The sequence below is a fragment of the Streptococcus sp. V869 genome, assembly GCF_054353515.1.
In genome coordinates, this window is record NZ_JBTHHW010000001.1 from 168,908 (window position 1) to 184,476 (window position 15,569).

16 protein-coding genes are annotated in these 15,569 nt (G+C 40.2%); 10 read left to right on the plus strand and 6 right to left on the minus strand.

Features of this window, described 5'->3' with window-relative positions; genetic code table 11:
- The first annotated feature begins 93 nt into the window (after positions 1-93).
- Together ACXYSN_RS00855 and metK are read left to right on the plus strand one after the other, a co-directional pair.
- Positions 94-792 (plus strand): GntR family transcriptional regulator, encoded by a 699-nt coding sequence (locus ACXYSN_RS00855; protein WP_458635829.1) that lies wholly within the window; start codon positions 94-96, stop codon positions 790-792.
- Positions 793-1,031: 239 nt separating this feature from the next.
- Complete coding sequence (gene metK, locus ACXYSN_RS00860) at positions 1,032-2,222, plus strand: methionine adenosyltransferase (protein WP_458635830.1); 1,191 nt, start codon at positions 1,032-1,034, stop codon at positions 2,220-2,222.
- Between the two features lie 46 nt (positions 2,223-2,268).
- Here the strand turns inward: metK and ACXYSN_RS00865 are convergent, their stop codons facing one another.
- From ACXYSN_RS00865 to ACXYSN_RS00885, 5 genes are all read right to left on the minus strand, one after another.
- Complete coding sequence (locus ACXYSN_RS00865) at positions 2,269-2,901, minus strand: GNAT family N-acetyltransferase (protein WP_458635831.1); 633 nt, start codon at positions 2,899-2,901, stop codon at positions 2,269-2,271.
- A gap of 188 nt (positions 2,902-3,089) precedes the next feature.
- Positions 3,090-3,389: a DUF1827 family protein gene (locus ACXYSN_RS00870; protein ID WP_006149955.1), complete on the minus strand. Its 300-nt coding sequence runs from the start codon at positions 3,387-3,389 to the stop codon at positions 3,090-3,092.
- A 63-nt stretch (positions 3,390-3,452) separates the two neighbouring features.
- On the minus strand, positions 3,453-3,902 hold the full coding sequence (locus ACXYSN_RS00875) for an NUDIX hydrolase (RefSeq protein WP_458635832.1): 450 nt from the start codon (positions 3,900-3,902) through the stop codon (positions 3,453-3,455).
- Between the two features lie 89 nt (positions 3,903-3,991).
- Positions 3,992-6,244 carry an ATP-dependent Clp protease ATP-binding subunit gene (locus ACXYSN_RS00880; protein ID WP_441347999.1) on the minus strand — a complete coding sequence of 751 codons (2,253 nt, stop codon included), beginning with the start codon at positions 6,242-6,244 and terminating at the stop codon, positions 3,992-3,994.
- A gap of 239 nt (positions 6,245-6,483) precedes the next feature.
- Complete coding sequence (locus tag ACXYSN_RS00885) at positions 6,484-6,714, minus strand: DUF1797 family protein (RefSeq protein WP_004253825.1); 231 nt, start codon at positions 6,712-6,714, stop codon at positions 6,484-6,486.
- Positions 6,715-6,911: 197 nt separating this feature from the next.
- On the opposite strand from ACXYSN_RS00885, the gene ACXYSN_RS00890 reads away from it, so the two are divergent.
- The 4 genes from ACXYSN_RS00890 to ACXYSN_RS00905 all read left to right on the plus strand — a co-directional run bounded on the left by ACXYSN_RS00890 (position 6,912) and on the right by ACXYSN_RS00905 (position 10,289).
- Entirely contained in the window at positions 6,912-7,595 is a 684-nt protein-coding gene (locus ACXYSN_RS00890) for an amino acid ABC transporter permease (RefSeq protein ID WP_458635833.1), read from the plus strand.
- On the plus strand, positions 7,595-8,329 hold the full coding sequence (locus ACXYSN_RS00895; protein ID WP_458635834.1) for an amino acid ABC transporter ATP-binding protein: 735 nt from the start codon (positions 7,595-7,597) through the stop codon (positions 8,327-8,329). The genes ACXYSN_RS00890 and ACXYSN_RS00895 overlap by 1 nt, the downstream gene beginning before the upstream one ends.
- 137 nt (positions 8,330-8,466) lie before the next feature.
- On the plus strand, positions 8,467-9,324 hold the full coding sequence (locus tag ACXYSN_RS00900; RefSeq protein WP_458635835.1) for a bifunctional methylenetetrahydrofolate dehydrogenase/methenyltetrahydrofolate cyclohydrolase: 858 nt from the start codon (positions 8,467-8,469) through the stop codon (positions 9,322-9,324).
- A 116-nt stretch (positions 9,325-9,440) separates the two neighbouring features.
- Entirely contained in the window at positions 9,441-10,289 is an 849-nt protein-coding gene (locus ACXYSN_RS00905) for an NAD(P)H-hydrate dehydratase (protein WP_458635836.1), read from the plus strand.
- Between the two features lie 23 nt (positions 10,290-10,312).
- On the opposite strand, the gene ACXYSN_RS00910 is transcribed toward ACXYSN_RS00905, so the two are convergent.
- Positions 10,313-10,498 (minus strand): hypothetical protein, encoded by a 186-nt coding sequence (locus ACXYSN_RS00910; protein ID WP_006149832.1) that lies wholly within the window; start codon positions 10,496-10,498, stop codon positions 10,313-10,315.
- Between the two features lie 121 nt (positions 10,499-10,619).
- On the opposite strand from ACXYSN_RS00910, the gene ACXYSN_RS00915 reads away from it, so the two are divergent.
- The 4 genes from ACXYSN_RS00915 to ACXYSN_RS00930 all read left to right on the plus strand — a co-directional run bounded on the left by ACXYSN_RS00915 (position 10,620) and on the right by ACXYSN_RS00930 (position 15,559).
- Entirely contained in the window at positions 10,620-13,070 is a 2,451-nt protein-coding gene (locus tag ACXYSN_RS00915; protein ID WP_458635837.1) for a bifunctional DnaQ family exonuclease/ATP-dependent helicase, read from the plus strand.
- 32 nt (positions 13,071-13,102) lie between these two features.
- Positions 13,103-14,326 (plus strand): FtsW/RodA/SpoVE family cell cycle protein, encoded by a 1,224-nt coding sequence (locus tag ACXYSN_RS00920; protein ID WP_006149934.1) that lies wholly within the window; start codon positions 13,103-13,105, stop codon positions 14,324-14,326.
- Between the two features lie 10 nt (positions 14,327-14,336).
- Positions 14,337-14,885 carry a DJ-1 family glyoxalase III gene (locus ACXYSN_RS00925; protein ID WP_458635838.1) on the plus strand — a complete coding sequence of 183 codons (549 nt, stop codon included), beginning with the start codon at positions 14,337-14,339 and terminating at the stop codon, positions 14,883-14,885.
- 110 nt (positions 14,886-14,995) lie between these two features.
- Positions 14,996-15,559, plus strand: a complete 564-nt coding sequence (locus ACXYSN_RS00930) for an HAD family hydrolase (RefSeq protein WP_254726973.1) — start codon at positions 14,996-14,998, stop codon at positions 15,557-15,559.
- The last annotated feature ends 10 nt before the right edge of the window (positions 15,560-15,569 follow it).

Consider the following 15,569-nt stretch of genomic DNA (forward strand, 5'->3'; position numbering starts at 1 on the left):
ATGAATCGTAATTACCAACTAAACAAGTGATGTTTGACTTTTACATATCAGATACGGTACAATGGAAAAAATAAAGAAAAGAAGTGAGCAAGCATGTTACCAGCTTATATGAAAATCCATGACCAAATCAAAAAAGACATTGATGAGGGAAATTGGAAAATTGGAGAGAGACTTCCTAGCGAGCGAGATCTAGCTGAGGAATTTGCCGTTAGCCGCATGACCCTGCGTCAAGCAATCTCTCTTTTGGTTGAAGAAGGGGTTTTGGAACGGCGTGTTGGTAGTGGGACCTTCGTTTCAAGTACACGAGTTCAGGAAAGAATGCGTGGAACAACTAGTTTTACGGAAATTGTTAAAGCTCAAGGGAAAACGCCATCTAGTCATCTGATTTCCTACCGTCGTACGATTCCAAATGAGCAAGAAGTGGCTAAACTAGGTATACTGCCAACTGACAATATTATTCGTATGGAACGTGTTCGTTATGCGGATAAAGTTCCTGTTGTCTATGAAGTGGCATCGATTCCTGAGAAATTTATCAAAAATTTCAAAAAAGAAGAAGTAACCAAGCACTTTTTCCAAACTTTACAGAAACATGGTTATCGAATTGGGGAATCGCATCAGACCATTTATGCTCGCTTAGCCAAGGAAAAAATTGCTCATTATCTGGAAGTAGAAAAAGGGCATGCCATTTTAGGTCTGACTCAAGTTTCCTACTTTGATGACGGGACAGCTTTTGAGTATGTGAAAAGCCAATATGTTGGGGAACGTTTTGAATTTTATCTAGAAAATAATTAATTCTAACATCTCTCTTAAAGTAGGAAATCATATCTACTTTAAGAGTTTTTTATTTGCTTTAAAGTAGAAAACATTTTCCCGTTGAGAAAAATAGTAATCATACGAGTATTTTTACAAGATTCGTGTTATAATAGTTAGGTTATATGGTCCCGATAAGGTGGTCGGACTTGATTGTAAATTAACTTCCTACCAGTTCTTTGTAACTCTATAACGAATATTTTTTAAGGGGGGACATTTTTATGTCAGAACGTAAATTATTCACGTCTGAATCTGTATCTGAGGGGCATCCAGATAAGATTGCAGACCAAATTTCAGATGCTATCTTGGATGCTATTTTAGAGCAAGACCCAGAAGCACACGTGGCTGCTGAAACAGCTGTTTATACTGGTTCAGTCCATGTCTTTGGTGAGATTTCTACAAATGCTTATGTCGATATTAACCGTGTAGTTCGTGATACGATTGCAGAAATTGGTTATACCAATACAGAGTATGGATTTTCTGCGGAGACAGTAGGGGTACACCCATCATTGGTGGAACAATCTCCTGATATCGCTCAAGGGGTTAATGAAGCCCTAGAAGTTCGTGGAAATGCAGACCAAGATCCACTTGATTTGATCGGAGCAGGAGACCAAGGTCTCATGTTTGGTTTTGCGGTGGATGAGACAGAAGAACTCATGCCATTGCCAATTGCACTCAGCCACAAACTGGTTCGTCGTTTGGCAGAACTTCGTAAGTCTGGTGAAATTAGCTATCTCCGTCCAGATGCCAAATCACAAGTCACTGTTGAGTATGATGAAAATGACCGTCCAGTGCGTGTGGATACAGTTGTTATTTCAACTCAACACGATCCAGAAGTCAGCAATGAACAAATCCATGAAGATGTGATTAACAAAGTCATCAAAGAAGTGATTCCAGCATCTTATCTTGATGATGAGACAAAATTCTTCATCAATCCAACCGGTCGTTTCGTTATCGGTGGACCTCAAGGTGACTCTGGTTTGACTGGTCGCAAGATTATCGTAGATACCTATGGTGGTTACTCACGTCACGGTGGTGGTGCCTTCTCTGGTAAGGATGCGACTAAGGTTGACCGTTCCGCTTCTTATGCAGCTCGCTATATTGCAAAAAACATCGTGGCAGCAGGGCTTGCTAAGAAAGCAGAAGTGCAATTGGCTTACGCGATTGGGGTGGCTCACCCTGTATCTGTTCGTATCGATACTTTCGGTACAGGAACAGTTACTGAAAGCAAATTAGAAGCAGCAGCGCGTCAAATCTTTGACCTTCGCCCAGCAGGAATCATCCAAATGCTTGACCTCAAACGTCCAATTTACCGTCAAACAGCGGCTTATGGACATATGGGACGTACAGATATCGACCTTCCATGGGAACGTTTAGATAAGGTCGAAGCCTTAAAAGAAGCAGTTAAGTAAAATCAAAAAAAGATTGGTGTAATGACCAATCTTTTTTAGTTTACAATTACTGATCCAGTATTTTTACAAAAGCCCAGTTTCCAATTGATTTTGCTCCATATTCCAACATCATCGAATCAAGTAATTCATACTTGTTTTTTTCATAGAAGCACACATTTTTCTCAGTGCTGGTGATTAAGCCCAAGCGTTTGCAGCCCTTAGCTTTAAGATAGGGCTCGACACCTTCTTGTAGAAAAGCACTACCGATACCTTGATGTTGACTAGAAGCATTGACTCCTAGCATCATCAAATACCAGTCAAAATTGCCCGATCTTTTTAAATGCTGTTCAGAACGTTCGACCAAATCTAGATATTTCAAGAGGTTCCGTGGTGTAATAAAACGGAAAAGCTTGATAATCCCATTTAATAAATAAGATAGAATAGAAAAATCCTTCTGTTGTAAAAGGGCGACTGCTAGGATTTCTCCGTCTCGTTCAGCGACTAGACAAATCTCTCCCTTGATGTAGAGTCTGGTCAAAAGGCTATCCAACAATTCTAGAAAGGATGGGTAGTATTCTGGTTTCTTTAAATCATCTTTGATAAGAGTCATAAAAGGATAGTCCATAAAGGCTCCAGCCAATACTTTTCCAATTTTTTGGTATTCATCTAGCTTGGCTTCTCTATATACTATTTCTTTCATTTCACACTCCTTCATAAAATCTCTCTAACTATTATAACTAAATTTCTTCTTTTTTTCGATTTTAATGTGAAATATTCACAAAAAGTATAAGAAAATGCAGTTTTTCTAGAATTTCTATTAGAAAAGTAGGTATGAAAAGACCCCACACGGTTTAACCTTGCGGGGTAGATTTAAAGTCTAGTTAGAATCTATTTTGTTGGAATTGAAATTTCAATCAATTTATCAGAATAGAGGGTTTTGATATTTGCTTCATCAATAACTTGTTTATCAATTTTACGATTTAAGAAGAATTCTTGGATTTTCTCAATTTCTTTTTCACGGATTGCACGGTGTTTATTGGAAATGAGGATTTCGTAATGAAGCGGTGACTGAGTAAAAATAACATCTGTATTACCTGCAGAATAAACTTCTACAAGCGTTGCGTCAGTACTTTCTAACTGATTTTTAACAAGAAGCGAGTGTGAGTTTGTAGTATTGATGAGCTTCATAAGGTTTCCTCCTGTGTTTCTATGTCTATTATAGCACTTTTTAGGGAAATTGGAAAAGTTAGCTTAAATTTGATGCTGTTTTTTCCAAGCTTCGATTGCCCATTTATGACTGCCACGTTTCAAGTTTGCAATAGCTTCATCGACTGGGAACCAAGCTAGATGATTAAAGTCTTCTAAAGGTTTTTGAATTTCTTGATAAGAAGTGGCTTCATAGAGATAGGCTGGGTTATAGTAGTAGGTATCACGATGACTAGAATAGAAATACTCATCCGCTTGGCCATAATAGGTGCCGATTTCAGCAGTAAAACCCAACTCTTCAATCAGTTCTCGTTTGAGAGCTTCGAGATGGTTTTCGCCTGCTTCAATCTCCCCACCAGGTAAGAACCATGCACCATTTGGAGCTTGGACGAGGATAATCTTTTCGTGGTTTGCATCAGGTATGACTGCATAAACGCCATATCTATTTTTGTAGGTTACTCCCTCTTTTTTTTCTCCAAATGTTGGATTTGCCATAAATTTCTCCTTCGTGAGTGCGCTTTCTTTCTATAATAGTAAAGAATGTTCTCACTGTCAAGCAAGAACATTCTTTTGTATGTGAGGAACTAGTCGTTTGACTCGACCGTTTCCGTTTTATTTTTGGACTTAATCACGATTTTACCTTTACTTGTCATGACTGCCTTGAGATCTTTTTCGCTAGGGTTTTCAAGGTAGTAGTCCGTAATTGCATCTTCGATATAGTCTTGGATGGTACGACGTAATGGACGAGCTCCCATTTTTGGATCGTAACCAAGGTCTACAAGTTTTTCTTTAACCTTTTCTGTGACATCGAGATGGATATTATTGCTGGAAAGTCGCTTATTCACATCATCTAGCATGAGGTCAACGATTTGAAGGAGATTTTCCTTGCTGAGAGCCTTGAATTCGATAATGCCATCAAAGCGGTTCATGAATTCTGGACTAAAGAAGTTGCCTAATTCTCCAAGAACAGAGTTGGTACGACCTTCTCGAGCAGCACCAAATCCAACACTAGCTTCAGCTTTGCCTGTACCTGCATTTGAGGTCATGATAATGATGGCATCCTTAAAGCTAACGGTACGACCTTGCCCATCCGTTAAACGACCATCGTCCAAGACTTGAAGGAACATATGCATAACATCTGGATGGGCTTTTTCAACTTCATCCAAGAGGATTAGTGAGTAGGGGTTACGACGAACCTTTTCAGTCAATTGTCCAGCCTCATCATAGCCGACGTATCCTGGAGGAGCACCGACGAGTTTAGCAACGCTGTGTTTTTCCATGTATTCACTCATATCAAAGCGAATCATGCTATCAGCAGAACCAAAGAGTTCGATGGCCAGTTGTTTAGAGAGTTCTGTTTTACCGACACCTGTAGGACCAACAAAGAGGAAGCTACCAATTGGACGGTTTGGTGTTCCAAGCCCAACACGGTTACGACGGATAGCCTTAGCAATCTTATCGACAGCATCATCTTGACCAATAACATGAGCCTTGAGGTCATCTGCTAGGTTGATAAGTTGAGACTGTTCTTTTTCTTTAAGGTCGCCAACTGGAATGTTGGTCTTTTGTTCGATGATGTGCTCAATCGTCTTTTCACTGATGATTGGGGTATCTTGATCCGTTACCTTAGTCTTTTGCATTTCCTTATATTTAGCAATCTGGTCACGGAAGTAGGCTGCTTTTTCAAAGTCTTCATCGCGGGTTGCTTGTGCCTTGAGATTTTCTGCTTCGATTAAACGTTGGTCTATGACCTTTGGATCCACAAAATTTAAGGTTAAGTTCATTTTAGAACCAGCTTCATCTAGAAGGTCAATGGCCTTATCCGGCAAGAAACGATCTTGAATGTAGCGGTTAGAGAGAGTAGCAGCTGCTTCGATAGCTCCCTCAGTATAGTGAACATGATGGTAATCTTCGTATTTCTTTTGAATCCCTTTCAGGATAATAATGGTTTCTTCAACAGTTGGTTCATCAACCTTGACAGGTTGCATACGGCGCTCAAGGGCTGCATCCTTTTCGATGATGCGGTATTCATTGAGGGTAGTAGCACCCACTAACTGGAGTTCGCCACGAGCAAGAGCTGGTTTCAGGATATTTCCTGCATCCATATTTCCTTCTCCAGCAGAACCAGCACCGACAATCTCATGAATTTCATCGATAAAGAGGATAATATCCTCACGTTTCCGGATTTCCTCCATGAGTTTTTGCATGCGCTCTTCGAATTGTCCACGAATTCCTGTACCTTGGACAAGGCTAACAACGTCTAGGCGAATGACTTCTTTCCCTTGAAGTTTTTGTGGAACATCACCGTCAACAATCTTCTGAGCCAATCCTTCGACAACGGCTGTCTTACCAACACCAGGCTCACCAATAAGGACAGGATTATTTTTGGTTCTACGGTTGAGAATTTCAATAACGCGGATGATTTCTTCGTCACGACCAATTACAGGGTCGATATTCCCACGACGGGCAATCTCAGTAACATTGATACCATATTCATCCAAGAGTCCTTTTTCTTGGCTAGGAGGAGGTGTTTGAGCTGGTCCACGATTTTGGGAACCATAGCCACCATTACCGCCGTATCCACCACCTGACTGAGTAGGGGGAGTGTTGTTATTATTAGAAGATGGTCTAAAGTTATTCAGATCGTTAAAGAAGTCTCCAAATGGATCAAAATCACGATTGTTTAGATCTGTAATGCCCTTAAATAAGCTATTGTTAGGATCTGTTTTGATAATTTTGTAGCAATTTTGGCAAAGATCAATTTGCTTTTGTTGCCCATTCAGATTAGTGTAAAGATGGATTGTTGAGTCATTGATTTTACAATTTTGACAGAGCATACCTCTACCTCGTTTCTTTCTTGGCTTTGACTAAAACCAAAAGGTCAAAAATAGTCAAAGTTCTTTAGTCTCATTATATCATGATTGAAGGGGAAAGCAAGTAAAAAGATTGAGTCTTAAAGTTGATGTTGCGAGTCTATTATAGTCAAACTTTTAAGGGTAAAAAGAAAAATCCTATTTGACGTACAAAAAGGATTCTCTTGGTCAAAGCAGAAGTATTCTCTGCCTTTATTTAACGATTAGTATAAAAGTTCGTAAATTTCCATCGCAATAAGGTCGATGCTATCAAATGTATAAGTCTCACGAGCTTCAACGTCACGAAGTGTGAAAAGTGGTCCGTTTTCTTCGTCGTGGTTAAAAGCAACCTCTGCGACAACAACTCCTTCGCGTTCAAAGTTACGTTTCAAGTTACCACCATCTTTTGTCATTGCTTCTAAGCGATTGATGATTCTAACCAAATGTGATTCCATTTTGATTCTCCTCCATTTCTTATCTTTACTATTTTACCATAAACAGGCTCTACTTGACTAGAAAAAACTAAGATTTCTCGCTATTTCTCTTACCTTTGAAAATTTATTGAAAATCTTAGATGAAAATGTTGCATTTTTATGCAGAATATGTTATCCTTATACAAGTTTTAAGTTTAAATATAGAAAGTAGAGTGTCCATGAATTTTTCTTTTTTACCGAAATATCTGCCATACTTTAACTATGGTGCTGTTGTTACGATTATTATCTCGATCTTAGTTGTCTTTTTGGGAACCATTTTAGGGGTAGTGTTGGCCTTTGCGCAACGTTCAAAGATTAAGCCACTTGCTTGGTTAGCTAATCTTTATATCTGGATTTTCCGAGGAACTCCGATGATGGTACAGATTATGATTGCCTATGCATTGATGCATATTAGTGCTCCAACGATTCAAATTGGAATTTTGGATGTCGATCTCACTCGTTTGATCCCAGGGATTATCATTATCTCTATGAATAGTGGTGCCTATGTATCAGAAACTGTTCGTGCTGGGATTAATGCTGTGCCAAAAGGTCAGTTAGAAGCAGCTTATTCGCTAGGTATTCGTCCTAAAAACGCTATGCGCTATGTCATCTTGCCACAGGCTATCAAGAATATCTTGCCAGCCTTGGGGAATGAGTTTATTACCATTATCAAGGATAGTTCACTCTTGTCAGCAATCGGTGTTATGGAATTGTGGAATGGAGCTACTACAGTGTCAACAACCACATATCTACCATTGACTCCACTTCTATTTGCAGCTTTTTACTACTTAATTATGACATCTATCTTGACAGTAGCCTTGAAAGCTTTTGAAAATCGTATGGGACAAGGAGATAAGAAATAATGACTGAAACGCTAATTAAAATTGAAAACCTTCATAAAAGCTTTGGAAAGAATGAAGTTTTAAAAGGGATTGATCTTGAAATTAAAAAAGGTGAAGTAGTGGTTATTATCGGACCATCTGGTAGCGGTAAGTCAACCCTTCTTCGTTCTATGAATCTCCTCGAAGAAGCGACAAAAGGAAAGGTTATCTTTGAAGGTGTAGACATTACGGATAAGAAAAACGACCTCTTTGCTATGCGTGAAAAGATGGGAATGGTTTTCCAACAATTCAATCTCTTCCCAAATATGACGGTATTGGAAAACATTACACTTTCTCCGATTAAGACTAAGGGAGAAAGTAAGGAAGTGGCTGAAAAGAGAGCGCATGAGCTCTTGGAGAAGGTTGGTTTGCCAGATAAGGCCGATGCCTATCCACAAAGTTTGTCTGGGGGTCAGCAACAACGTATCGCTATTGCTCGTGGTCTTGCCATGGAACCAGATGTCCTACTCTTTGATGAACCGACTTCTGCCCTAGACCCAGAAATGGTAGGGGAAGTACTAGCGGTTATGCAAGAACTTGCTCAGTCAGGAATGACCATGGTCATCGTGACGCATGAGATGGGCTTTGCGCGTGAAGTGGCAGACCGCGTCATCTTTATGGCTGACGGTGTTGTTGTCGAAGATGGAACTCCAGAGCAAGTCTTTGAACAAACCCAAGAACAAAGAACCAAGGATTTCTTGAGTAAGGTTTTGTAAAATATCGTTTATTAGAAAAGCTCCAAGTGGGCTTTTTCTTATAGTTTCAGACTATAAGGTCTCTTAGGTAAGAAGTGTTAGAGGGACAAGTGTTTTTTTGATATAATAGAAGATATTTGTTAGAAAAGAGAAAACATATGACACAGATTATTGATGGCAAGGCTTTAGCAGCCAAGCTACAAGGACAACTGGCTGAAAAAACAGCCAAACTAAAGGAAGATACAGGCTTGGTTCCTGGTTTGGTGGTTATTTTGGTTGGGGACAATCCTGCTAGCCAGGTTTACGTTCGTAACAAGGAACGTTCAGCTATCGCAGCGGGCTTCCAGAGTGAAGTTGTACGTGTTCCGGAGACCATTACTCAAGAGGAGTTGTTGGAGTTGATTGCCAAATACAATCAAGATCCAGCATGGCATGGGATTCTGGTACAGTTGCCATTGCCAAAACATATCGATGAGGAAGCTGTTCTACTAGCCATTGACCCAGAAAAGGATGTGGACGGTTTTCATCCGCTCAACATGGGTCGTCTTTGGTCTGGTCACCCAGTGATGATTCCTTCAACTCCAGCAGGGATTATGGAGATGTTTCATGAGTATGGGATTGACTTAGAAGGTAAAAATGCAGTCGTTATTGGTCGTTCAAATATCGTCGGTAAACCAATGGCCCAGTTGCTGTTGGCTAAAAATGCAACTGTAACCTTGACCCACTCTCGCACCCACAATCTAGCCCAAGTAGCTTCTAAAGCCGACATTCTTGTAGTAGCTATCGGTCGCGCCAAGTTTGTGACTGCTGATTTTGTCAAACCTGGTGCAGTTGTCATTGATGTGGGAATGAACCGAGATGAAAATGGCAAGCTCTGTGGAGATGTTGACTACGATGCTGTTGCACCAGTCGCTAGCCATATCACACCTGTACCTGGTGGAGTTGGGCCTATGACGATTACCATGCTGATGGAGCAAACTTATCAGGCTGCTTTAAGAACGCTGGATAAAAACTAAGTTTACTATGAAAAATAGTTGAGATAGTAATATCTCGACTTTTTGTTTGCTGTAATGATACTTCTATCTATTATTTTGTAGTATAATGAGAGACAAGAAGTAGTAAGGAAGTAATAATGAAGGATATTAAGAAAGCTTTACTAAAAAAAGTGATCATCGAGCGTCCTCGTTCTAGTCATAAGGGTAACTACGGTCGTCTTCTCTTGATTGGGGGAACGTATCCTTATGGGGGAGCCATTATTATGGCTGCCTTAGGGGCTGTTAGAAGTGGTGCAGGCTTAGTGACCGTAGCAACGGATATAGAGAATATTCCAGCTCTACATAGCCATCTGCCGGAGGCTATGGCTTTTGGCCTTGATGATGAGCGATTACTTGAGCAACAGTTGCAGAAGGCTAACATTGTCTTAGTTGGCTCTGGACTAGTGGATGATGAGCGTGGAGAAGAGCTTCTGCAAACAGTTTTTGATCATTTAGACCAAGACCAGACTCTCATACTGGATGGTGGTGCCCTATCTATTTTTGCTAAGACGGGGTTGAAATTTCCTAAAGCCCACCTTGTTTTAACTCCACATCAAAGGGAATGGCAAGTCTTATCAGGCTTAGATTTGACTTCTCAAGGAGCTGAGGAAACAGGAGAGGCTTTGAAGAGTTTTCCTTCAGGGACGATTCTAGTTCAAAAAGGTCCTGCGACTCGAATCTGGCAATCTGGTCAAGCTGATTTTTATCAGTTAGAGGTTGGGGGTCCCTATCAGGCGACTGGGGGTATGGGGGATACTCTGGCTGGGATGATTGCTGGCTTTGCAGGCCAATTCCCACAAGTTAGTTTCTATGAAAGAGTGACAGTAGCGACCTATCTGCACTCAGCAATTGCTCAAGAACTAGCTGATGTCAACTATGTAGTTCTGCCGACCATGATTAGTCAACATATTCCTGCATTCATGAAGAAAATACAAAAAGACACCTGAAAAACTCAGGTGTCTTTTGACTATTAGAAGAGGCCTTTGACTTTATCAACAAGACCGTCAAGCCCTTCTGATCCTGAAACCAAAGCTTGCGCTTGGCTAAGGTAGTCCCCTAGTTGATCCTTGTTTTCTTCGACAAATGTTTTTGCTGCAGAAAAATCTTTTTTCTCAACGAGTTCTTTTACTTGATTAAACAAATCCAATGGGTTCATGAATTTCCTCCTTTTCTAAAATTCTATTCAATCATTTTTGTTCAAATCCTGCAAGAAACTTAATTCTTCAAATGAAGTTCATGGATGTCAAATGATGTAAATTTTGATATAATTTTTAGTGATGAATTTTAGAAATGATCGGTATGTGGTTGTAGATTTAGAAGCAACAAGTACCGGAAGCAAGGCAAAAATCATCCAAGTGGGAATTGTAGTCATTGAAGATGGTGAGATTGTTGAGCAATATGCCACTGATGTCAATCCGCATGAACACTTGGATTCTCATATCAAAGAATTAACGGGTTTGACTGATAAGCGTTTAGCAAAGGCTCCAGAGTTTTCCCAGGTAGCTGGAAAGATTTTTGAACTGGTCAAAGACGGTATTTTTGTTGCGCACAATGTTCAGTTCGATGCCAATTTGTTGGCAGAATTCCTATTTTTTGAAGGTTATGAATTACGCACCCCTCGTATCGATACGGTTGAGTTGGCTCAAGTCTTTTATCCTCAGCTTGAAAAGTATAATCTTGGAATTCTCTGCCAAGAGTTGGGAATTCCCTTGGAGCAAGCTCACACAGCCTTATCAGATGCCCAAGCAACTGCAGAACTCTTTCTTTGTATGAGACAAAAGATGTTTCAACTTCCAAAAGGTTTGTTGGAGCGCTTATTGAGTTTGTCAGATAGCCTGTTGTACGAATCTTACATGGTTATCGAGGAAGTTTATCAGAAGCAGTCTCTCTTAGTTGAACATGATTTGGTAGAGGTGCAAGGTCTATTTTTAAGAAAAGAAAAATCAGCTCTTTCTCCACGAAAACTATCTAAAGATTTCCAAACCAATATTGCCTTGTTGGGGTTGGAGGAGAGAAACTTGCAAGAACGCTTCGCCCAAAAGGTTCAAAAGTGCTTGCAAGAGAAAAACATTTCTTTTATTCAGGCTCAAACAGGAATCGGAAAAACTTATGGCTATCTCCTGCCAGCCTTGTCTCTTGAGAATGAAGGGGGGATCCTACTTAGTGTTCCAACTAAAATCCTTCAAAATCAAGTGATGCAAGAGGAAGCAAAAAGACTAGAGGAGATTTTTCATATCTCTATTCACAGTCTCAAAGGACCACAGAATTACTTGAAGTTAGATGCCTTTCATGCGTCGCTAGAGGAAGAAGAGTCCAATCGTTTGTATACACGTTTCAAAATGCAACTCCTAGTTTGGCTGACTGAAACGGAAACTGGAGACTTAGATGAAATTGGTCAACTTTATCGCTACCAGCAATTTTTGCCAGACTTGGTTCATGATGGAAATCTTCACAAAGATTCTCTCTTTTGGTTTGAGGATTTTTGGAGACGTGGTCAGGAAAAAGCGCGTTCTTGTAAGTTGCTAGTGACCAATCACGCTTACCTCGTTACTCGACTTGAAGATGATCCGAGTCTTTTAGAGGGTCGTCTCTTGATTTTGGATGAAGCCCAGAAAATCTTGTTGACCTTGGAAAATCTTTCTCGAAAAACGTATTTGCTTACAGATTTGCTAGAACAATTAGACCAAGCTCTATCTACAGAAGAAGGCATGCTTGAAAGACGCTTGCTAGAGAGTATTCGTTTTGAGCTTTCTTATCTGCTGGAGCAGTTTCTATCTGGTAAACGTAAGATGTGCCCAGCTAGTAGCATTGATAAGCTCCAACAGGATTTTTCAGAGTTGAATCTTCCAGAATTTAAAGACTATCAGAGATTTTTCTCGTCTGAAGGAGAATTTTGGTTATCAGTTTCAGAACTCTCTAGTAAAAAAATCGAGATTACTTCTAGTCGCGATCAGCGTTTGTTATTTTCTCAGATATTTCCAGAATCCTGCCAGCTTCTCGGAATCTCTGCAACCCTAGAAATTAGTAGCAGGGTTTCTTTGCCAGAATTGTTAGGATTCCCGCAAGCAAATATTTATTACCTAGATGAACAATTTCAGGAAAATCAGGAAATTTTCTTGGTGAATGATTTTCCATTGGTGACTGAAGTTTCGCTTGAGGAATATGCACAAGCAGTTGTGGAAGTTCTAGAAGATTTGTCCTACCTTGAAGAACCGATTTTAGTCTTATTTACTGCAAAAGATTTATTGCTGCAGGTATCTGATACTTTAAGAATTCCCCATTTAGCTCAATATAAGCATGGGGAACCAGCTCAATTGAAAAAACGCTTTGAAAAAGGAGAGCGTGAGCTCTTACTTGGTGCGGGGAGTTTCTGGGAAGGAGTCGATTTTTCCAGACATCCTCGGGTGATTGAAGTGGTGACACGTTTGCCTTTCCAAAATCCAGAGGATCCATTTACCAAAAAGATGAATCAAGAACTCCGTCTTGAAGGGAAGAACCCTTTTTATGATTACCAACTTCCTATGGCGATTATTCGTCTCAAGCAAGCGATAGGTAGGACCATGCGCCGAGTTGGTCAACGCTCCGCAGTTTTGATTTTAGACAGCCGCATGTCAAGCAAACGATATGGCAAGCAAATCAGCAAGGCCTTGTCTCGCACTAGTCGAGTAAGGAATATTAGCCGAGAGCAAGTGTTTGTCAACGTTCAAGAATTTTTAAATAAACAATGAATTGAATATCAGAAAGAATGAAGGAGGCCGTTATGAAACGTTCATTCGACTCTAGGGTCGATTATAGTTTAATATTACCAGTGTTTTGTCTATTGGTAATAGGAGTTGTAGCGATTTATATAGCAGTTAGTCATGACTACCCAAACAATGTTTGGCCCATACTTGGACAGCAACTGGCATGGATAGCCCTTGGGATTATCTTTAGTTTTGTAGTTATGTTTTTTAACACCAAGTTTTTATGGCAGTCCACCCCCTATCTATATGGTCTTGGTCTAGCCTTGATGGTCTTACCCTTGGTCTTCTATAATCCAAGTTTAGTTGCTGCAACAGGTGCAAAAAACTGGGTATCAATCGGTGGTTATACACTTTTTCAACCTTCCGAATTCATGAAGATATCTTATATCTTGATGTTGGCCTATGTGATTGTAACTTTCACTAAAAAATACAAGGACCAAGCACGGACCATCGGTTTAGATTTTCTTTTGATTCTTTGGATGATCGTTTTCACGATTCCAGTTCTAGTGTTGCTAGCCTTACAAAGTGACCTTGGAACGGCAATGGTTTTTGTTGCGATCTTTGCAGGTCTTGTCTTGTTGTCAGGTGTTTCTTGGAAGATTATCATTCCAGTCTTTGTAACAGTTGTATCAGCCATTACAGGATTTTTAGCCATCTTCATTACAAAGGATGGGCGTGCCTTTATGCACCAACTTGGCATGCCGACTTATCAGATTAACCGTATCTTGGCTTGGCTCAATCCCTTTGATTATGCTCAAACAACTACTTATCAACAGGCGCAGGGTCAAATTGCCATCGGTAGTGGTGGAGTATTTGGCCAAGGATTCAATGTGTCCAATCTCCTCATTCCAGTCCGTGAGAGTGACATGATCTTCACAGTTATCGCTGAAGATTTTGGTTTTATTGGTTCAGTAGTAGTGATTGCACTCTATCTGCTCCTCATCTATCGTATGTTAAAGATTACTCTCAAATCTAACAATCAATTTTACACCTATATCTCAACTGGATTTATCATGATGCTCTTGTTCCACATTTTTGAGAATATCGGTGCGGTAACAGGACTCCTTCCTCTAACAGGGATTCCTTTGCCCTTTATTTCCCAAGGGGGATCAGCCATTATCAGTAATCTCATCGGTGTCGGTCTTCTTTTATCGATGAGCTACCAAACACATCTCGCCGATGAAAAGAGTGGTCGAACAAGATTTAAACGTAAAAAAGTTGTACTGAAGAAAGTGAAATAAGGAGGTCGCTATGCCTAAAGTTGCAGTTATCCTAGCAAATGGCTTTGAAGAAATTGAAGCCTTGACTGTCGTAGACGTCTTGCGTCGCGCAAATATCACCTGCCATATGGTCGGATTTGGTGAAAAAGTGACAGGTTCACATGCCATTCAAGTTCAAGCCGATCGAGTGTTTGATGGAAATTTATCAGAGTATGATATGATTGTCCTTCCAGGAGGTATGCCTGGTTCTGCCCACTTGAGGGACAATGAACAATTGATCACTGAACTTCAAAAATTTGAGAAAATCGGTAAAAAGGTAGCAGCCATCTGTGCGGCTCCAATTGCATTGAATCAGGCAGGTCTACTAGAAGGTAGAAACTTCACCTGCTATGATGGAGTCCAGGAACAAATTGCTGACGGCCACTATAGCAAAGAAACAGTAGTAGTGGATGGGAATGTTATCACTAGCCGTGGGCCAGCAACAGCTTTAGCCTTTGCTTACCACTTGGTTGAAACACTGGGCGGAGATGCTGAATCTCTAAGAAATGGCATGCTCTATACAGATCTATTTGAAAAATAATGAACAAACTGAGGAGAATCTTTCTTGATGGAGAAGATTCTTCTCTTTTTTAATGGCAAAAACCAAGGTAAACATCGCTTTTTTTATAAAAAAATGGTATAATGAAGGGTATGAAATATCACGATTACATCTGGGATTTAGGTGGAACCCTGCTTGATAATTATGAAACTTCTACAGCAGCTTTTGTAGAAACATTAGCAGAGTTCGGGATTGAGCAGGAGCACGACAGTGTCTACGAAGCTTTGAAGGTTTCGACTGCCTTTGCCATCGAAAAGTATGCTCCAGGTATTGAAAACTTTCTTGAGAAATATAAAGAAAATGAAGCCCGTGATCTTGAACACCCAGTATTGTTTGATGGGATTCCTGCGCTCTTGGAAGAAATATCAGACCAAGGTGGCCGTAATTTCTTGGTTTCTCATCGAAATGATCAGGTATTGGAGATTCTTTCAAAAACAAAGATAGCACCATACTTTACAGAAGTAGTGACAGCTAGTTCAGGATTTAAACGTAAACCAAATCCTGAATCGATGATTTATTTACGTGATAAGTATCAAATTACATCTGGTCTGGTCATTGGTGACCGTGCTATTGATGTAGAGGCAGGACTTGCTGCAGGCTTAGATGCCTATCTCTTTGAGAACGTTGTAGCGTTAAAACAAGCAATAGACATGTAAGAAAAAGGGG